The sequence below is a fragment of the Flavobacterium soyae genome (assembly GCF_021245985.1).
GTDB classification, from domain to species: domain Bacteria; phylum Bacteroidota; class Bacteroidia; order Flavobacteriales; family Flavobacteriaceae; genus Flavobacterium; species Flavobacterium soyae.
On the sequence record NZ_JAJQXA010000004.1, the window covers coordinates 134,557 to 153,325 of the forward strand.

An 18,769-nucleotide genomic window follows, 5' to 3' on the forward strand; every position below is an offset into this window, starting at 1 on the left:
TCTGATTTCTTATTTGTAATTTTAAACCTTATAAGAAAAGATATATGAGTAAGAAAATTAGAAAGCCGATAAAAAAAGAGAAAGATTTCTCTGGGAAGATCCTTAAGATTTTATCGCAAAATGCCAATAAGCCATTTAATTATAAACAAATAGGAGCGAAGTTAGAACTTGACGATACAAATAGCAGAAACCAGATTATAAAAGATTTAAAAATTCTGGCAGCTCAAAAGAAAATTATAGAAACAGAACCTGGAAAATATTTAGTCAAAGCAATTAGTCAGGATTATTACGAAGGAACGATAGATATGACGAGCAGAAAAACGGCATATTTTATTTGTGATGAGTTCGAAGAAGATGTTTTTATTCCAACTAATAATTTGAATCGTGCCTTAGATAAAGATAAAGTAAAAGTTTACGTTTATAACCGCAGAAAAGGTAAAAGACCTGAAGGTGAAGTTATTGAAGTTATAGAAAGAGATAAAACTGAATTTGTTGGAGTAATTGATATTCAGGCAAATTTTGCTTTTGTTTCGACTGCAAATCCTAAAATGTATACCGATATTTTTATTGCGAAAGATAAAATTGGAGGGGCAGAAAATGGAGATGTAGTTTTAGTTAAAATTGATGAATGGCCAAAAAGAGCTGATAGTCCTTTTGGGACTGTAATTCGTGTTCTAGGAAAACCTGGAGAACATAATACTGAGATTCATGCGATTTTAGCAGAATACGGACTCCCTGCAGATTTTCCGGTTGAAGTAGAAGTTTTTGCACAAAAACTGGATACATCTATTCAGGAATCTGAAATTGCAAAACGTCGTGATATGCGTGATACGCTTACGTTTACGATAGATCCAAAAGATGCAAAAGATTTTGATGATGCGTTGTCTTTTAAAAAGTTAGAGAATGGAAATTTTGAAATCGGAATCCACATTGCCGATGTTTCGTATTATCTCGAAGAAGGAACAATCCTGGATGATGAAGCTTATCAACGTGCAACTTCGGTTTATTTAGTAGATAGAGTAGTGCCAATGCTTCCTGAAGTATTGTCTAATTTTGCGTGTTCGCTTCGACCAAATGAAGAAAAATATACATTCTCTGCAGTATTTGAAGTTTCTCCAGCTTCTCAGGTTATTAACCAATGGTTTGGAAGAACAGTAATTTATTCAGATCAGCGTTTTGCTTATGAAGAAGCACAATATATCATTGAAACAAAAGACAATACAATTCCGGCTGATATTTCAATTACCGGAGAATCTTATGTTGTTTCAGATGAAATCGTAGAGGCAACTTTAAAATTAGATGAATTAGCGAAGATTTTAAGAAAGAAAAGAATGCAGCAAGGCGCTATTTCTTTTGATAAAGTTGAAGTAAAATTTAACTTGAATGAAGAAGGAGAACCGGAAGGTGTATATTTTAAAATTTCAAAAGATGCCAATCATTTGATTGAAGAATTTATGCTTTTGGCCAATAGAAAAGTGGCTGAATATATTGGCAAACAAAAGAAAACCTTTGTTTACCGTATTCACGACGAACCAAACGAAGACAAATTGATTGCGATGCAAACCGTAATTGCTAAATTTGGTTATAAAATTGATTTTAGAAATAAAGGCGATATTGCAAAATCATTGAATTCTTTAATGGAAGAAGTAAATGGTAAAAAAGAGCAAAACTTAATTGATACTCTTGCTATTAGAAGTATGAGTAAAGCTAAATATTCGACAGATAATATTGGTCATTATGGTTTAGCTTTTGATTATTACAGCCATTTTACATCGCCAATTCGTCGTTATCCAGACGTTATGGTACACCGTTTGTTACAGTATTATCTGGATGGCGGAGCTTCTGTAGACGAAGAAACATATGAAACAAAAAGTCTGCATTGTTCTAATATGGAAAATTTAGCAACTAATGCTGAAAGAGATAGTATTAAATACATGCAGGTTAAATATATGCAGGATCATCAGGATGAAGAATTTCTTGGTGTTATTTCTGGTGTTACAGAATGGGGAATTTATGTTGAAATCGTTTCTAATAAATGCGAAGGAATGGTAAGAATCAGAGAAATAAAAGATGATTATTATACTTTTGATGAAAAACAATATGCATTGGTTGGAGCTACTTCAAACAGCATTTTGCAACTTGGGGACGAAATTTATGTGAAAGTAAAAAATGCCGATTTAGTTAAAAAACAACTAGATTTTCATTTTTTGCGACGAGCAGAATAAGTATTAATTTTTAAAAATAAAAGTATGAAAAAGCTAATTATTGGAGCAGCAATTTTATTTGTACAAATGTCTTTTAGTCAGGTTACTAAAACGTTAGGTGATTTTGATACCGTAAAAGTTTACGACAAATTAAGTGTAAAATTAGTTCCGTCATCTGAAAATAAAGTTGTTATAAAAGGAGCAAGAGAAGCAGAGCTGGAAGCTGTTAATAAAAATGGTGTATTAAAATTAAGAATGCCTTTTCCTAAACTTCTATCAGGAAATGATCTTGAAGTTACTTTGTATTATAAGCATATTGAATTGATTGATGTTAATGAAGGAGCAGAAATTATAAGTAAGGAAGCTATAAAAGCAACTTCATTTAAAGTAAGTGCACAGGAAGGTGGTAAAATTAACGTAGATTTGAATGTTGATAAACTAAAAGTAAGTTCGGTTTCAGGTGGAGAAATTACTGCGACTGGTAAAGCAGATAACCTTGATGCCAGTTTAGGAGCCGGCGGGTATTTCCTTGGAAGTAAATTAGCCACGTCTCAGACTAAAGTAAGCGTTTCTGCAGGCGGAAAAGCCGATGTTAATGCTTCAACTCTCGTAGATGCAAAAGTAAGTGCAGGAGGCTCTATTTACATTTATGGTAAACCAAAGCAAATAAATCAAAAAACAGTTTTTGGAGGTAAAATCGAAGAAGTAAAATAACAAGTCGTATTTTGATGATAAATGATATTCTGGCTGGACTGCCATGGGGACTTTTTCTAAGCTTTATGGTAGGTCCGGTATTTTTTATACTATTAGAAACCAGTATTACAAAAGGATTCAGAGCAGCAATTGTCTTTGATCTTGGTGTAGTTCTAGGTGATATTTTTTTTATAGCAATTGCTTATTTAGGAAGTTACAGATTAATTCAGAGTTTAAAAGATAAACCTGCCCTGTTTATTTTTGGGGGAATAATTATGCTGGCTTATGGTATAATTTCTTTTTTAAAATTAAAAAAAGAAGAAAAAATTAATGATGAAGAAATTGACCGTGATATTATAAAAAGAAACTATGCAAGTTTGTTTGTAAAAGGTTTTTTACTCAACGTTATTAACATTGGAGTTTTGGGTTTCTGGTTAGCCGTTATTATTTCAGTTGGACCAAAATTAGAAATGCAAAACACAAGAATGATTACTTTTTTTACTTCAGTAATTATTATTTATTTGTTAGTTGACTGTATTAAAATTCTATTAGCCAAGCAGTTAAAAAGTAGAATGACCCCAACGAATATCTTAAAAATTAAAAAAGGTATTAGTATTGTTTTAATGGTTTTTGGAGTTGTTTTAATAACTCAAGGCTGGTTTCCAAAAGAAAAAGAAATGGTTAAAAACGCTTTCGAGAAGATTGAAAATAAGTAGTTGTTAATAAGTCAAAAATATAAAATTAAGCCTCTGAATTTCAGAGGTTTTTTTGTGTTTATAAGTCATTGCGAGGAACGAAACAATTTCAAAAAGTTATTCACGCAAAGTTTGTCATTTCGACCGTAGGGAGAAATCGCACTAGCATATCGACAAAGATTGGCGATCATAGTTACGGAATTACTTGTGCGATTTCTCCCTACGGTCGAAATGACAAGATTGTGGAAAGTTTTAAGTCATCGTCTGGATTCGAACCAATATATTTATCTAATTTTTTCTAAAAATTAAACATAAAAAAAACCTCCAAGTTTCCTTGAAGGTTTTAGAGGCATCGTCCGGATTCGAACCGGAGTAGGAGCTTTTGCAGAGCCCAGCCTAGCCGCTCGGCCACGACGCCATTGCTTGAACGGATGGCAAAAGTAACTAAAATCTTTAAAATTCAAAAGTTTCATATGAACTATTTTGAAAAAATACGATTTTAATAAAAATAATTACTTTCTAATTTCCATCATTTTTATAGTAACTGATTCAACATCACCACCAATAGGAGGATTTATTTTAGAAACCCAAACTGTTGTTTTTTCTACAGTTTCTATCTCTGCAAGTACACGATTATTGATTCTTTTAGCCACATGTTCTAATAAATGCGAACGAATTGCCATTTCTTCAGTCACAATTTTGTTCAAATGTACATAGTCAACAGTATCTAAAAGATGATCTGTATCTGCTGATTTTTGAAGATTAGTTTTCACTTTTAGATCGACTGTATAATCAGATCCAATTTTTCCTTCTTCAATTAAACATCCGTGGTAAGAAAAAGTACGGATATTTTTTAGTTTAATAACTCCCATTTTTATAGTTTTATTCTTGTAGTGTTTGGATTTTGGTAATTTGAAATTACAGCATGAACAGCAACTATTTTGTTAATTTCATCAACTGTAAAATGAATGGTGTAGGGGAATTTCTTTAAAGGTAAAGTACGAACAATGTTGTATTTTTCTTCAAAAAGAGGAAATGTTTTTAATGTTAGAGCATAGTTTTTAAACTCTTTATAAAATAATTTGCCTAAACCTTTTTTTGTAGATTCATAATAAAAAGCAGCTTCGTCTACTTCTATTTTTGCTCTAGGAAGAATTATGGTTTTATAATTTTCTTCTACAGCCATTTTTTATCTAATTCTTTTAAAGCATCATCCAGAGGAATATAATCTTCAGGCTTAGCATTTTTTATACGATCTAAAACCATTTCTTGCTGCCATAGAGGAATTTCATTCTCAACATTTTCATCTATAGAAACATCTGGAATGTGTTTAAAAAAACTAATAAAAGTTTCGTAAAAATCATCTGGAATTGTAACAGTTAATTGTCTCATAATTCTCAATATTTATACAAAAATACTAATTAAATTAATTTATAGTTTCAGGTTTAACGTTTCATGTTTTGTGCCACTTAAATAACTTTAAACCTGAAACCTGAAACCTTTTTTTTATCTTTGCTAAAATTACTATAAAATAATGGCATCAGAAGAGAAATCACTCAATTTTATTGAACAAATCATAGAGGAAGATTTAAAATCAGGTCTTTCACAAACTAAACTTCATTTTCGTTTTCCACCAGAACCAAATGGTTATTTACACATTGGACATGCAAGTTCTATTGCATTAAATTTTGGATTAGGTATTGATTATCAGTCACCTGTAAACTTGCGTTTTGATGATACAAACCCAGAAAAAGAAGAGCAGGAATTTGTTGACGCTATTAAAAAAGATGTAGAATGGCTGGGTTATACTTGGGCGGAAGAACGTTATGCATCCGATTATTTTCAACAATTATACGATTGGGCCGTTTTATTAATTAAAAAAGATAAAGCATATGTTGACAGCCAGTCTTCAGAAGATATGGCGATTCAAAAAGGAACACCGTCTACAACTGGAACGGATAGTCCATACAGAAATCGTTCTGTTGAAGAAAATTTAGATTTATTCGAAAGAATGAAAAATGGTGAATTTGAGGCTGGTACACATATTCTTCGTGCAAAAATTGACATGAAATCAACAAACATGTTAATGCGTGATCCTATTATGTACAGAATTTTACACAAACATCACCATAGAACCGGAGATACCTGGAAAATATATCCAATGTACGATTGGGCACATGGTCAAAGTGATTATTTAGAAGCCATTTCACACTCATTTTGTACACTTGAATTCTTGCCTCACCGTGAATTATATGATTGGTTTTTAGATCAAATTTTAGATGAAAATAAACTGCGTCCAAAGCAAAGAGAATTTGCAAGACGTAACTTATCACATACTGTTGTTAGTAAAAGAAAATTACAGCAACTAGTTAAGGAAAAGCATGTTAACGGTTGGGATGATCCAAGAATGTCAACCATTTCTGGATTAAGAAGACGTGGTTACACAGCTGCTTCTTTGCGTAATTTTGCCAATACAATTGGTATTGCAAAACGTGATAATTTGATTAATGTATCGGTTTTAGAGTTTTGTATTCGTGAAGATTTAAACAAGATTGCACCTCGTGTAATGGCTGTTTTAGATCCTGTAAAACTAGTAATTACCAATTATCCTGAGGGAAAAGAAGAATGGCTTGAAGCCGAAAATAATCAGGAAGATGAAAATGCAGGATTCAGAAAAGTACCTTTTTCTCGTGAATTATACATCGAAAGAGAAGACTTTTTAGAAGAAGCTCCAGCTAAATTTTTCCGATTAACTTTAGGAAAAGAAGTTCGCCTTAAAAATGCATATATCATTAAAGGTGAATCTGTTATAAAAGATTCTGAAGGAAATATTACAGAAATTCATGTAACATATGATACTGATTCTTTAAGCGGAAGCGGGACAGAAGCAAGCCAAAGAAAAGTATCTGGAACATTGCATTGGGTTTCAATAAAACATGCATTAAAAGCAGAAGTTCGTTTGTACGATCGTTTGTTTACAGATGAAGCGCCGGACAGTTATAAAGAGAAAAATTTCTTAGATTTCGTGAACCCAAACTCGTTAGAAATTGTAACCGGATATGTTGAACCAAGTTTAGCAAATGTTCAAAATGAAGACAAATTTCAGTTTCAACGTTTAGGTTATTTTACTGTTGATAAAGACTCAACTCCTTCAAAATTAGTATTTAACAAAACTGTTGGACTAAAAGATGCCTGGGAAGAAAAAGGTAAAAAAGAAGAAAACAGCATCAATAATTCTTTAAAAGAAATCAACAAATATTTTAAAGTTGAAACTAAACCGGAACGTATTGCAATTGAAAGTGCAATAGGAGAGAACATCAAAAATGTTTCTAGTTTTTCACTTTTACAAAATTCTTTAAAGAAGAATATCAACAATAATAAGGCTTCGCTGTTGTTTTCTCAGTTTATTTTGAAATATTCAAACTGGAAATCTACAGATTTTGAAGAAGAAGATATTAAGAAATTATATTCAATGTCTCTAAAAAGTGAATCGACTTATGTTAGATCAAAAGCACTTTTGAATTTAAGAGATATTGTAAGTGAAGATTTGAGAAATCAGTTTTCAGACGAAATTTTGAAATTATATTCAAATCCTCCAAAAAATGCATCGGAGAGAGAATTTGAAATTTTATCTGAAATGGTAAAAAAGTAAAAATAATTAGAATCTATTGAAAGCGCTTTTTATAAGCGCTTTTTTTATTATTTATATTTTCTATTAAAATTAATATTTTTATAAAAATTTTAAATTAAAAGTGACTTTCATAAATTAATTTTAAGGCAATTTTTAATTTTATCCATCTCTTGAATCCTTTTTTTTGAAATTTCTTTTTAAAACTCTTTATTTTAAGTTTCGTCTTTTTTTGTCAATTTTTGTTTTTTCACTTCATAAAAATGGAAAATGAACCAATTTTTATTTATTAATATAGTTTATTAAATTTTTAATATTATTAATTTTAATTATTATTTATAAAATCTATTTAAATATTAAAAACAATAGTTTTTATAGATTAATTTCGACCTTCATAAATTGATTTTAAGGTAATATTTAATTTAAGGCGACATATAACTCGTTTTTTGAATTATTGTTTATTTATGGCTTTAATTTAAAGTTTTACCGTTGTTTTTGTCAGTTTAACGGGTTATTAACATACAATTGTTTATAAAGTTGCTATTTTTATCTCAATACCAAAAGTCAGAAATGATTTTATAAAAATTGATATTTCCGAGCAGATTCTAAACTGAATTTCTTAAAACTAAAAATGATGCTTTTTTATTTTAAGATCATTTCTAATTTGAATTTTAGAAACAACAAATTTTATGTTCTAATTTTTATTATGATTTAGTTTTGATAATATTTCGCGTAAAAGGTATTTTTCAAATTACTTTATAATTATAAAATTTCATAGCATTAGTTTTAGGTAATTATTGTTTTTGTATTTCAATAGGACAAATTTTAATTATAAATATTAGATTCAATTATTATGAAAATTTTTTATTTTACGCTGGCAATGTTATTTGCAAACATTGCAATTTCACAAACACATCAAATGACAAAACATAATGGAGAACAACTTGATGTTAATTTTATTAAAAACGAAAACGGTTTAATTTATTATTCATTGAATGGGAGTTCTGAAGAAATTAAAATTAGCAAATATGCTGTTTCATCAATTACAAATAAGCAGACAAAACAAACTCAAAAAATTTCTGATAAAATAATAGTTGATTCAAAAGACGATTACAAAATGGTAACTGTTCTGCCTCGGGAAAAGACAATAGGGCTGAAGCAGGCAGCAAGTTTTACCGGAGTCTCGACAAGGACAAAAGGTGAACCGCCAATTGCAAATCAAAAGCAGACTGCTATGAGAATCAAAACGAAGTCAGCTTCAAATGGTTATCCTTTTGTGAGTATTATTGAAAATGCTGATGGAAAATATGAAGCCGTTGCTTATGTGTATTAATTATATTGTTAAATTTTACATTTTACAATTTATCATTTTAAAAAATAAGTATCTTTATTAATCACTTAAAATAGAAATATCATGTCAAATAATTCAAATACAATTGCAGCAATTTTAGCTGGTGCTGCTGTAGGAGCAGCGTTAGGAATTTTATTTGCTCCAGATAAAGGATCAAAAACCCGTGCTAAAATTAAAGAAGGAATTGATGATGCAAAACATAATCTGCAGGATTCTTTTCAGGCAAGTTCTGAAGTGCTGCGTGAAAAATTCACGGGTGCAACACAAAATCTTGATGGAACTTTAAATGATTTACTTTCAAATGTAAGCCATAAAACAGAAGAAGTAATCACTTTTTTAGAATCTAAATTGGCTGATTTAAAAGCACAAAACGCTAAACTTCAAAAATAATATTTGAACAGGAAGCACATTACTTGCTTATTTTTATAAGTGAGTTTTGTGCTTTTTTTATTTTAAAAAACTAATTATGGCTTTTGAAGAGTTAAAAGAAAATACCGAAAAAATCCAGGAGCAAACTAAAGTTTACATTGACAGTCATTTAGCTTACTATAAACTTTGGGGTTTTAAAGTAGCAATGAAATCAACAACTTTAATTTTCAAATTTACTTTGATATTATTGTGTTTTAGTATGGTTTTACTTTTTGGATCTTTTGCAGCAGCTTATGCTTTTGGAGATTTATTAGGAAGCAATGCTTTGGGATTTTTGGCAGTAGGAGGGATCTATCTTTTGTTCACCATTTTACTTTTTCTGATAAAAGATAAGATTGTTGAAGGTCCAATTTTGGAGAAGTTTTCAGAAATATTTTTTAACGATTAAGAATTATGGAAAAGAAAAAATACTCTTCTTATGCTGAAATCGACAGAGATTTAGAAATTCTAAAACTGGAAAAAGATATCAATTATCAGAAATTAGTTTTGAGTTTTCAGAGAACTAAAGAAAGCATAACACCACAAAATATTGTAAACGGATTCGTTTCATCTTATACAGATTACTTTAAAAATTCGTATCCGCAAATTTTGCAATCCATTTTACCTTATGTAATTGGCTGGTTTATAAATAAAAAAAGAGGCAGTTAAGCCTCTTTTTTTATTTTAGAATTATGATTGAACTTCTGGTTGAACGTCATCTTCATATCCAGATTGTGGCTGAATTGGTTTTGGTTTCTCTACTTTTTTATTATATTTTTTCATCATTTCACCAACTTGGTTTGATGCTGAAAATGAAGCAACCATGTTATTCAACATATCACTTCCGGCTTGTGGAGAATTTGGCAGCAAAATTAAATTAGAATTTGTATCAGCTCCAATTGCCTGCAAAGTATCATAATGCTGCGTAACGACAATTAGGGCAGAAGCCTCTTGAGAATTAATCCCAACATTGTTTAAAACTTCAACACTTTCTACAAGACCTCTTGCAATTTCACGACGTTGATCTGCAATACCTTGACCTTGTAAACGTTTACTTTCAGCCTCAGCTTTTGCTTTTGCAACGATTCTGATTCTTGAACTTTCAGCTTCAAATTCTGCAGCTGTTTTTTCTCTGTCAGCAGCATTGATTCTGTTCATGGCATTTTTAACCTGAATGTCCGGGTCAATATCCGTTACCAAAGTATTAATGATATCGTAACCATAAGTAGTCATCGCTTCGTTCAATTCTCTTTTTACTGCAATTGCGATATCGTCTTTTCTTTCAAAAACATCATCCAATTTTAGTTTAGGAACTTCGGCACGAACTACGTCAAATACATAAGCAGTAATCTGATCGTGCGGATATTCTAGTTTATAAAAAGCATCATATACTTTATCCTGAATAACTTTAAACTGAACAGAAACTTTCATTTTAATGAAAACGTTGTCTCTAGTTTTAGTTTCAATGATAACATCAAGCTGTTGAATTTTAAGATTTACACGTCCGGCCAATCTGTCCACTAATGGAATTTTTAACTGTAATCCTGAATTTCTAACACTATGAAATTTTCCAAATCTTTCTATAATCACAGAACTTTGTTGTTTTACTGTAAAGAAAGAAGACATGAAAATAAAGAATGCTAGTACTAATAAGATAATAAATGCTGTACTCATGGTGATATAGTTTATATTTTTGATCTTGGTAAATTACGAAAATTCTTCTAAAATAAAATTTTTAAACATTAAAAAAACGCTAAGAACATTTATTAGATATTTCTTAGCGTTTCTATTTTGAATTTTATTTTGATTATAAAGTAGCTATCGCTTTCTGAATTCTCGAAATAGTTTCTTCTTTTCCAATGATTTCTACAATGTCAAATAGGTGAGGTCCTTTTAAAGCTCCAACCAAACTCAAACGAAAAGGCTGCATAACTTTACCCATTCCAATTTCGTTTTTCGTCAACCAATCTTTCACGATTGCTTCGATATTTGCAGAATCAAAACCATCAATATATTCTAGAGTCGAAATCAATTCCTGCATTAAAGCCGGAGTTTCTTCCTTCCAGTTTTTGCTTGCTTTTTCATCATAAGATGTTGGAGCCTGGAAAAAGAAATCAGTTAAATCCCAAAATTCAGAAACGAAATGAGCTCTTTCTTTAATCAAAGAAACAATACGAGTTGTCACTTCGAGTGGAGTCGAGAAGCCTTTTTCTTCTAAAATAGGAGAGAAGCTTTTCGCTAAATCAGCATCATTTTGTTTAATTAAATATTGATGATTAAACCATTTGTTCTTTTCAGGATCAAATTTTGCTCCCGCTTTATGAACTCGGTTTAAGTCAAAAGTTTCAACTAATTCTTCAAGAGAAAATAATTCTTTATCAGTTCCGTCATTCCAGCCTAACAAAGCAAGGAAATTTACAACTGCTTCCGGGAAAAATCCTTTCTCTCTGTATCCAGATGAAATGCCTTCTTCCGTTTTCCATTCTAATGGAAACACAGGAAATCCTAATTTATCACCATCTCTTTTAGATAATTTTCCGTTACCAACAGGTTTTAAAATCAAAGGTAAATGTGCAAATTCCGGTGCATCCCAACCAAAAGCTCTGTATAATAAAACATGAAGTGGCATAGATGGTAACCATTCTTCACCACGAATAACATGTGAAGTTTCCATTAAATGATCATCAACAATATTCGCTAAATGGTAGGTTGGCATTCCGTCACTTTTAAATAAAACTTTATCGTCAAGAAGATTAGTTTCAAACTTAACATCTCCACGAATAATATCTTTTAAATGTAATGTTTCATCAACCGGAGTTTTAAAACGAATCACATAATGTTCTCCATTTGCAATTCTTTTAGAAACTTCTTCTGCAGAAATTACTAACGAAGTATCTAACTTTTCACGGTTGTGATGATTGTATATAAAAGTTTTTCCTTCAGCTTCGTGTTGTTTTCTATGTGCATCAAGAGCTTCCGGAGTATCAAAAGCATAATATGCCCAGCCTGAATTGATCAGTTGATCTGCATATTTTTGGTATATTTCTTTACGATCACTTTGTCTGTACGGACCAAATTTTTCATTTTTTCCAACGGTTTCTTCAGGAGAAATTCCTAACCATTCCAGCGCTTCCATAATATAAGCTTCGGCACCCGGAACAAAACGAGTCTGATCTGTATCTTCAATTCTCAGATAAAAAACACCGTTATGTTTTTTTGCAAATAAATAATTAAATAGGGCCGTACGAACTCCGCCAATATGTAATGGTCCAGTCGGACTTGGTGCAAAACGCACTCGAACTTGCTTTGACATTTGTATAAATTTTGATGCAAAGATACAATATTAGTCAAAAGCCAAAAGTCGAAAGTCCGAAAGGTTTATAGCTGCGTGCTAAACTTTTCGGACTTTCGACTTTTGACTTTTAGACTTATCATTATAATTACTACTTTTATGGGTTATAATTAAAAGAGATTTTATTTTGAAAACATCATCTGCAATATATCAGAAGTTAGAAGGATTTATAAAGAAATATTACATGAATGAATTGATAAAAGGAGCACTTCTTTTTATTGGTTTTGGACTTTTGTATTTCCTGTTTACACTTTTTATAGAGTATTTTCTTTGGCTGAAACCATTAGGAAGAACACTTTTATTCTGGATATTTATTGCAGTAGAAGTTTTTCTGTTGTTTCGTTTTATCTTATTTCCAATTTTTAAGTTGTTCAAACTTCAAAAAGGAATCGATTATAATCAGGCTTCGGCAATTATTGGAAATCATTTTACAGAAGTAAGTGATAAACTAACGAACTTTTTACAGCTTTCTTCAAATGAAAATTCTGCAGAAAGTTCAGAATTGATGTTGGCTTCGATCGAACAAAAAGCAAATTCATTGCAGCCAATTCCGTTTGGAAATGCCATCAATTATAAATCAAATAAAACGTATTTACCGTTAGCTTTAATTCCGGTTTTGCTATTTGCAGTTTTTTTTGTTTCTGGAAACAGCAATATAATTTCCCAAAGTTTTAATAGAGTAGTACATTTTAATGCTTCTTTTTTGCCACCGGCTCCTTTCAAATTTGTGATTCTAAATAACAAACTTCAAACAGAACAAAACAAAGATTTTATTGTAAAAGTTGAAACAGAAGGAAACGTAGTTCCAGAAAATGTAATGATCCATATTGGTAACGAAAGCTATTTTATGGAATCTTCTCAAACTGGAAAGTTCGAATTCAAGATTGAAAAACCAACAACAGATATGCAGTTTTCATTTGAAGGAAATTCAGTTTCATCAAATGAATATGAATTAAAAGTTATTACAGTTCCATCGATTGCCAACTTCGAAATGGTTTTGAATTTTCCATCTTACCTAAAAAAGAAATCAGAAACGATTCAGGGAACCGGAAATGCAATCGTACCAGAAGGAACAATTGTAACCTGGAAAATGAAAACGCAGTCAACTCAAGAGGTAGTTTGGAAAGATGAAAACTCAATTTTGAAGTTTAATAAGGCAGAAAACGAGTTTAAATTAGCTAAAAATATTAATCAAAATACAGAATATCAAATTCTTACTTCGAATAATAAGGTTAAAAACTACGAGAAATTAGACTATCAGCTGTCAGTTATCAAAGATCAGCATCCAACAATTACAGTTTCACCAGCTCCGGATAGTTTAAAATTAGATAAGAATTATGTTTTAGGAAGGCTTGGCGATGACTACGGTTTGTCAAAATTACAAGTTGTTTATTACGAACATGGGAAACCACAAACTGCAAAACGCGGAACCATTCCTGTTAAGCAAGCCGTGTTTGATCAGTTCGTTTTTAACTTTCCAAGTAATCTTGCAGTTGAAGAAGGAGTATCATATGAATACTATTTTGAGATTTTTGATAACGATGCATTGCACGGATTTAAGAGTACAAAATCTTCTACATTTTCAGATCGAGTTGCTACAACAGATGAAATTCAGGATGCAGAATTGCAACAGCAAAATGCCAATATTAATAGTTTATCTAAATCATTAAAGAATCAGGAAAAGCAATTTTCTGAAATGGATAAACTAAAAAATACAGGAAAAGAAAAAGATAATTTAGAGTTTAAAGATCAGCAAAAAGTAAATGATTTTATCAAACGTCAGAAACAACAAGACGAAATGATGAAGCAGTTTGCTGAAAAAATGAATAAGAATTTAGATAAATTTAATACAGATAAGAAAGATAAAACTGCCGAAGATTTACAAAAGCGTTTAGATAATGCCGAGAAAGATTTAGAGAAAAATCAGAAATTGATGGATGAGTTGAAAAACCTAAACGATAAATTAAACAGCGAAGAGTTGTTTGATAAGATGGAAAAGTTTAAACAAATCAGCAAAAACCAATCTCGTAATTTAGAACAATTAGTTGAATTAACGAAGCGTTTTTATGTAGAAAAGAAAGCAGAGCAAGTTGCAGAGAAACTAAATAAGTTAGCAGAAAAGCAAGAACAGCTTTCTAATAAAGATGCTGAAAACACAAAAGAGAAGCAGGACGATATCAATAAATCATTTGATAAAATTCAGGAAGACCTTAAAGATTTAAAAGAGGAAAACAATAGTTTAAAATCTCCATTGGATATTCCTAAAGATGCCTCAAAAGAAAAAGATGTAGAGAATGATTTGAATAAAGCATCAGAAGAATTAAATAAAAAGAACACTTCTTCGGCTAAGCCAAAACAAAAAAGTGCTTCAAAGAAAATGAAGTCAATGGCTGAGCAAATGAGTTCAAGTATGGAAGGAGGAGAACAAGATCAATTAGAAGAAGATGTTGCGATGCTTCGTCAAATTCTGGATAACCTTTTAGCATTTTCATTATCGCAGGAAGATGTAATGAAACAATTTAAATCGATGAAATTAGGTTCTTCTGCGTATACGAAGAACATAAAAATTCAACAGAATTTAAAACAACAGTTCCGTCATGTCGATGATAGTTTGTTTGCAATGTCTTTAAGAAATCCAAAAATTGCTGAAGATGTAACGAAGGAAATTGGAAACGTACAATATAATATGGATAAAGCGATTGAAGTTTTAACCGATGTTCAAATCCCAAAAGGAGTTTCACATCAACAATACGCTGTTTCATCTGCAAACAAATTAGCCGATTTTTTAAGTGATCTTTTAAATAATATGCAGATGCAAATGTCTAAACCGGGAATTGGAAAACCAAAACAAGGAGATGGACAAGGAATGCAATTACCAGATATTATTCAAAAACAAAAAGGTCTGGCAGATAAAATGAAAGAAGGAATGAAGCCGGGAGATAAACCGGGAAGTGGTCAGCAAGGAAAAAGTGGAGAAGGAAAACAAGGACAAGGTCAGGGTAAAGAAAGCGGAGAAGGAAAAGATGGACAAGGTAAAGACGGAAAAAATGGTCAGGGTAAAAATGGACAAGGTGGTAAAGAAGGAGGAAAAGGTAACGAAGGAAATGATGGTGAAGATGGAGAAGGAGATGCTGAAAAGATAATGGAGATTTACAAAGAGCAGGTTAAACTTCGTGAAGCTTTACAAAAAGAGTTAGCTAAAAAAGGATTAGACATGCAAGGAAGATCTGCAATCGAACAAATGAAAGCTTCAGAAAAACAGATTTTAAATAAAGGATTTAAGAATGAGAACCTGCAGAGAATTTTAAATATTCAGCAAGAACTATTAAAATTAAACAATGCAGTTCAGGAACAAGGTCAAGATACGAAGCGTCAATCTGAAACAAACAAGGCTGAATTTTCTAATCGTTCAAACGCGTTACCAAGCTCATTAACTGATTATTTAAATAGTGTAGAAATTTTAAATAGACAATCGCTACCTTTGCGCTCGAATTTTAATCAAAAGGTTCAAGAATATTTTAATACAAAATGATAAACTTTAATTACGAAACCGAATTTTCTTTAGATAATGAACAAGCTTTTACAGATTGGTTGAGCGCTGTTATTGTTTCTGAAAAGAAGAATGAGGGAGAAATAAATTATATTTTTTGTGACGATGAATACCTGCATAAAATAAACGTAGAGTATTTAGATCACGATACACTAACAGATATTATCAGTTTTGATTATACAGTTGGTAACGAAATCAGCGGAGATATTTTTGTTTCTGTAGAAAGAGTTGAAGATAATGCTAAAGATTTTAATGTTTCTTTCGAAGAAGAATTGAAACGTGTATTGGTTCACGGCATATTACATTACTGTGGATACAAAGATAAAAGTGATGCAGATGCAGAACTTATGCGTTCAAAAGAAGATGAAAAGATTGCGATGTTTCACGTGGAACAGTAGAAAATTTGTTTCAGGTTTTTATTGTTTCAGGTTTTACGTTTCATGTTCAAAACGCAATTACACGATAATAAAAGTTGTTCCACGTGAAACACTTTTAATTTAAAATATTTTTAAAAAAAAGTGTTTCACGTGGAACATATAAAACAGATTTAAATAAAGTATAATACTCAAAAGATGTTTCACGTGGAACATGAGATTTAGATTTATTTTGAGTTCGGTTTATATGTTTCACGTGAAATATTATTTATTAGGTTTCGGGTTTTGAAATAAAACATGAAGTGTTCCACGTGGAACTTTTAAGTTTGGTTCTGAAACTTGAAACTTGAAACAAAATAAAACCGTTCCACGTGGAACAAAAGAAAAATAAAGTTAATTCTGAGAACCGCCTTAAACGGTTTGCAGAGAATAATAAAACAAAATGTTTTTAGAAGAATACGATGTTATTGTAGTTGGTGCTGGACATGCAGGATCTGAAGCCGCGGCAGCGGCCGCAAATTTAGGATCCAAAACTTTGTTGGTTACAATGAGTTTGCAGAACATAGCCCAGATGTCTTGCAATCCTGCAATGGGAGGAATTGCAAAAGGACAAATTGTTCGTGAGATCGACGCGCTTGGAGGTTACTCCGGAATTGTTTCAGATCGAACTGCAATTCAGTTTAAGATGTTGAACAAATCAAAAGGGCCAGCAATGTGGTCGCCGAGAGTTCAAAGTGATCGAATGCGTTTTGCAGAAGAATGGAGATTGATGTTGGAGGGAACTCCAAATTTAGATTTTTATCAAGAAATGGTAAAAGGTCTGATTATCGAGAACGGAAAGATAAAAGGAATTAGAACTTCGCTTGGAGTTGAGATTCGTTCCAAATCGGTTGTGTTGACAAACGGAACTTTTTTGAACGGATTAATTCATGTTGGAGAAAAACAATTTGGTGGAGGTAGAGCAGGCGAAAGTGCCGCAACCGGAATTACCGAAGATTTGATCAAAGCAGGATTTGAAGCCGGAAGAATGAAAACAGGAACGCCGCCACGAGTTGATGGACGTTCTTTGGATTATTCTAAAATGAACGAAGAAAAAGGAGATGCAGTTCCAGATAAGTTTTCTTATTCGGATTTAACGGTTCCGTTAACGCATCAAAGATCTTGTCACATGACATACACTTCGCTTGAAGTTCATGATATTTTGAGAGAAGGTTTTGATCGTTCGCCAATGTTCAACGGAAGAATAAAAAGTTTAGGTCCGAGATATTGCCCATCGATCGAAGATAAGATTAATCGTTTTGCAGATAAAGAACGCCACCAGCTTTTTGTTGAACCAGAAGGATGGAATACTTGTGAAGTTTATGTAAACGGATTTTCAACTTCACTTCCGGAGGATATTCAATTTAAAGCATTGAGTTCTGTTGCCGGTTTTGAGAAAGTGAAATTCTTCCGTCCGGGTTATGCAATCGAATATGATTATTTCCCGCCGACGCAATTGAAACATACTTTGGAAACAAAGTTAGTTGAAGGATTATATTTTGCCGGACAAATTAATGGAACGACAGGATATGAAGAAGCAGCTTCGCAAGGTTTGATGGCTGGAATAAATGCGCATTTAAAAGTGCACGAAAAAGCGCCATTAATTTTAAAACGTGATGAAGCGTATATCGGAGTTTTGATCGACGACTTAATTACGAAAGGAACGGAAGAACCTTATCGTATGTTTACATCAAGAGCAGAATATAGAACATTGTTGCGACAAGATAATGCCGATTTCAGATTGACACCAATGTCGCATGAAATTGGTCTTGCATCTGAAGCTCGTTTGCGAAGAATGGAAAAGAAATTAAATGAGTCTGAAAAGATGGTTGCGTTCTTCAAAGAAACAAGTGTTTCGGTTGCTGAAACAAATCCAATTTTAGAAGCAAAAGAAACTGCCCCAATTACGCAAGGCGATAAAATGTTTAAAGTATTCTCACGTCCGCAAATTGATTTAGAGGATATGCTGAAATTTGAAAAAGTAAAAGCATATGTTGAAGAAAATGATTTAGACAAAGAGATTTTAGAGCAAGCCGAAATCCAGGTTAAATATTCTGGTTATATCGAAAAGGAAAGAAATAACGCCGATAAACTAACTCGTTTAGAAGAAGTAAAAATTCCAGAGAATTTCGATTATAATAAAATCAAATCAATGTCGATTGAAGCGAAACAAAAATTAAGTAAAATTCGACCAGTTACAATTTCTCAGGCATCAAGAATCAGCGGTGTATCACCAAGTGATATTTCTGTGCTTTTGATTTATATGGGAAGGTAGAGATTTTAAATTTTAGATTTCTGAGTTTAGATTTTAGATTTTAGATTTTTCTTGGATCGATTACTAGTAATTTATTTGATTTGTTTCACGTGAAACAAATTGAAGGGAATTAAAATTTTAGATTCTAATAAAACAATCTAAAATCTAAACTCAGAAATCTAAAATGGTATTTGTTCCACGTGAAACTATTTAATTTTTTT

General features: G+C 31.6%; 16 protein-coding genes and 1 tRNA gene. 11 read left to right on the forward strand and 6 right to left on the reverse strand.

Going from position 1 to position 18,769, the window contains the following annotated elements; translation table 11 throughout:
* The first annotated feature begins 44 nt into the window (after nucleotides 1–44).
* The 3 genes from rnr to LUU93_RS07115 are packed head-to-tail and all read left to right on the forward strand — an operon-like array spanning nucleotide 45 to nucleotide 3,613.
* Nucleotides 45–2,225: a ribonuclease R gene (gene rnr, locus LUU93_RS07105; RefSeq protein ID WP_232679748.1), complete on the forward strand. Its 2,181-nt coding sequence runs from the start codon at nucleotides 45–47 to the stop codon at nucleotides 2,223–2,225.
* 24 nt (nucleotides 2,226–2,249) lie between these two features.
* Nucleotides 2,250–2,918 (forward strand): head GIN domain-containing protein, encoded by a 669-nt coding sequence (locus tag LUU93_RS07110; RefSeq protein ID WP_232679751.1) that lies wholly within the window; start codon nucleotides 2,250–2,252, stop codon nucleotides 2,916–2,918.
* Nucleotides 2,919–2,932: 14 nt separating this feature from the next.
* Complete coding sequence (locus LUU93_RS07115; RefSeq protein ID WP_232679753.1) at nucleotides 2,933–3,613, forward strand: LysE family translocator; 681 nt, start codon at nucleotides 2,933–2,935, stop codon at nucleotides 3,611–3,613.
* Nucleotides 3,614–3,939: 326 nt separating this feature from the next.
* Here LUU93_RS07115 and LUU93_RS07120 read toward each other — a convergent pair.
* The 4 genes from LUU93_RS07120 to LUU93_RS07135 all read right to left on the reverse strand — a co-directional run bounded on the left by LUU93_RS07120 (nucleotide 3,940) and on the right by LUU93_RS07135 (nucleotide 4,984).
* Nucleotides 3,940–4,010: transfer RNA gene (locus LUU93_RS07120), tRNA-Cys, on the reverse strand.
* Nucleotides 4,011–4,104: 94 nt separating this feature from the next.
* Nucleotides 4,105–4,464, reverse strand: coding sequence for a dihydroneopterin aldolase (folB, locus tag LUU93_RS07125; RefSeq protein ID WP_232679755.1), 360 nt, complete (start codon nucleotides 4,462–4,464; stop codon nucleotides 4,105–4,107).
* A gap of 2 nt (nucleotides 4,465–4,466) precedes the next feature.
* The gene (locus LUU93_RS07130) at nucleotides 4,467–4,778 is read right to left on the reverse strand and encodes a hypothetical protein (protein ID WP_232679757.1); all 312 of its coding nucleotides are present in this window, start codon (nucleotides 4,776–4,778) and stop codon (nucleotides 4,467–4,469) included.
* A complete protein-coding gene (locus LUU93_RS07135; RefSeq protein ID WP_232679759.1) occupies nucleotides 4,769–4,984 on the reverse strand; it encodes a hypothetical protein in 216 nt (71 codons plus the stop codon). The genes LUU93_RS07130 and LUU93_RS07135 overlap by 10 nt, the downstream gene beginning before the upstream one ends.
* A 142-nt stretch (nucleotides 4,985–5,126) precedes the next feature.
* Between LUU93_RS07135 and LUU93_RS07140 the strand changes: the two genes are divergently transcribed.
* The 5 genes from LUU93_RS07140 (at nucleotide 5,127) to LUU93_RS07160 (ending at nucleotide 9,648) form a co-directional block, all read left to right on the forward strand.
* Nucleotides 5,127–7,244 (forward strand): glutamine--tRNA ligase/YqeY domain fusion protein, encoded by a 2,118-nt coding sequence (locus tag LUU93_RS07140; RefSeq protein ID WP_232679761.1) that lies wholly within the window; start codon nucleotides 5,127–5,129, stop codon nucleotides 7,242–7,244.
* Nucleotides 7,245–8,073: 829 nt separating this feature from the next.
* Entirely contained in the window at nucleotides 8,074–8,553 is a 480-nt protein-coding gene (locus LUU93_RS07145) for a hypothetical protein (protein ID WP_232679763.1), read from the forward strand.
* Nucleotides 8,554–8,634: 81 nt separating this feature from the next.
* A complete protein-coding gene (locus LUU93_RS07150; RefSeq protein WP_232679765.1) occupies nucleotides 8,635–8,961 on the forward strand; it encodes a YtxH domain-containing protein in 327 nt (108 codons plus the stop codon).
* A 76-nt stretch (nucleotides 8,962–9,037) separates the two neighbouring features.
* Nucleotides 9,038–9,388 (forward strand): competence protein, encoded by a 351-nt coding sequence (locus LUU93_RS07155; protein ID WP_073484152.1) that lies wholly within the window; start codon nucleotides 9,038–9,040, stop codon nucleotides 9,386–9,388.
* A gap of 5 nt (nucleotides 9,389–9,393) precedes the next feature.
* Complete coding sequence (locus LUU93_RS07160) at nucleotides 9,394–9,648, forward strand: DUF6327 family protein (protein ID WP_053474337.1); 255 nt, start codon at nucleotides 9,394–9,396, stop codon at nucleotides 9,646–9,648.
* A gap of 21 nt (nucleotides 9,649–9,669) precedes the next feature.
* Here the strand turns inward: LUU93_RS07160 and LUU93_RS07165 are convergent, their stop codons facing one another.
* Both LUU93_RS07165 and gltX read right to left on the reverse strand, forming a co-directional pair.
* A complete protein-coding gene (locus LUU93_RS07165) occupies nucleotides 9,670–10,653 on the reverse strand; it encodes an SPFH domain-containing protein (RefSeq protein ID WP_232679767.1) in 984 nt (327 codons plus the stop codon).
* A gap of 133 nt (nucleotides 10,654–10,786) precedes the next feature.
* Nucleotides 10,787–12,292, reverse strand: coding sequence for a glutamate--tRNA ligase (gltX, locus tag LUU93_RS07170; RefSeq protein ID WP_232679769.1), 1,506 nt, complete (start codon nucleotides 12,290–12,292; stop codon nucleotides 10,787–10,789).
* A 166-nt stretch (nucleotides 12,293–12,458) separates the two neighbouring features.
* Here gltX and LUU93_RS07175 point away from each other — a divergent pair, with 166 nt between their 5' ends.
* The 3 genes from LUU93_RS07175 to mnmG all read left to right on the forward strand — a co-directional run bounded on the left by LUU93_RS07175 (nucleotide 12,459) and on the right by mnmG (nucleotide 18,569).
* A complete protein-coding gene (locus tag LUU93_RS07175) occupies nucleotides 12,459–15,863 on the forward strand; it encodes a coiled-coil domain-containing protein (protein ID WP_232679771.1) in 3,405 nt (1,134 codons plus the stop codon).
* The gene (gene ybeY, locus LUU93_RS07180) at nucleotides 15,860–16,279 is read left to right on the forward strand and encodes an rRNA maturation RNase YbeY (RefSeq protein ID WP_232679773.1); all 420 of its coding nucleotides are present in this window, start codon (nucleotides 15,860–15,862) and stop codon (nucleotides 16,277–16,279) included. Before LUU93_RS07175 ends, ybeY begins: the two co-directional genes overlap by 4 nt.
* 418 nt (nucleotides 16,280–16,697) lie before the next feature.
* A complete protein-coding gene (gene mnmG, locus LUU93_RS07185) occupies nucleotides 16,698–18,569 on the forward strand; it encodes a tRNA uridine-5-carboxymethylaminomethyl(34) synthesis enzyme MnmG (RefSeq protein WP_232679775.1) in 1,872 nt (623 codons plus the stop codon).
* Nucleotides 18,570–18,769 lie beyond the last annotated feature (200 nt).

Coding starts and splice junctions, on each gene's coding strand:
- ybeY (WP_232679773.1), top strand. CDS start 15,860: ATGATAAACTTTAATTACGAAACCGAATTTTCTTTAGATAATGAACAA.
- LUU93_RS07155 (WP_073484152.1), top strand. CDS start 9,038: ATGGCTTTTGAAGAGTTAAAAGAAAATACCGAAAAAATCCAGGAGCAA.
- LUU93_RS07135 (WP_232679759.1), bottom strand. CDS start 4,984: ATGAGACAATTAACTGTTACAATTCCAGATGATTTTTACGAAACTTTT.
- LUU93_RS07140 (WP_232679761.1), top strand. CDS start 5,127: ATGGCATCAGAAGAGAAATCACTCAATTTTATTGAACAAATCATAGAG.
- LUU93_RS07115 (WP_232679753.1), top strand. CDS start 2,933: ATGATAAATGATATTCTGGCTGGACTGCCATGGGGACTTTTTCTAAGC.
- mnmG (WP_232679775.1), top strand. CDS start 16,698: ATGTTTTTAGAAGAATACGATGTTATTGTAGTTGGTGCTGGACATGCA.
- gltX (WP_232679769.1), bottom strand. CDS start 12,292: ATGTCAAAGCAAGTTCGAGTGCGTTTTGCACCAAGTCCGACTGGACCA.
- LUU93_RS07165 (WP_232679767.1), bottom strand. CDS start 10,653: ATGAGTACAGCATTTATTATCTTATTAGTACTAGCATTCTTTATTTTC.
- LUU93_RS07150 (WP_232679765.1), top strand. CDS start 8,635: ATGTCAAATAATTCAAATACAATTGCAGCAATTTTAGCTGGTGCTGCT.
- rnr (WP_232679748.1), top strand. CDS start 45: ATGAGTAAGAAAATTAGAAAGCCGATAAAAAAAGAGAAAGATTTCTCT.
- LUU93_RS07160 (WP_053474337.1), top strand. CDS start 9,394: ATGGAAAAGAAAAAATACTCTTCTTATGCTGAAATCGACAGAGATTTA.
- LUU93_RS07145 (WP_232679763.1), top strand. CDS start 8,074: ATGAAAATTTTTTATTTTACGCTGGCAATGTTATTTGCAAACATTGCA.
- folB (WP_232679755.1), bottom strand. CDS start 4,464: ATGGGAGTTATTAAACTAAAAAATATCCGTACTTTTTCTTACCACGGA.
- LUU93_RS07130 (WP_232679757.1), bottom strand. CDS start 4,778: ATGGCTGTAGAAGAAAATTATAAAACCATAATTCTTCCTAGAGCAAAA.
- LUU93_RS07110 (WP_232679751.1), top strand. CDS start 2,250: ATGAAAAAGCTAATTATTGGAGCAGCAATTTTATTTGTACAAATGTCT.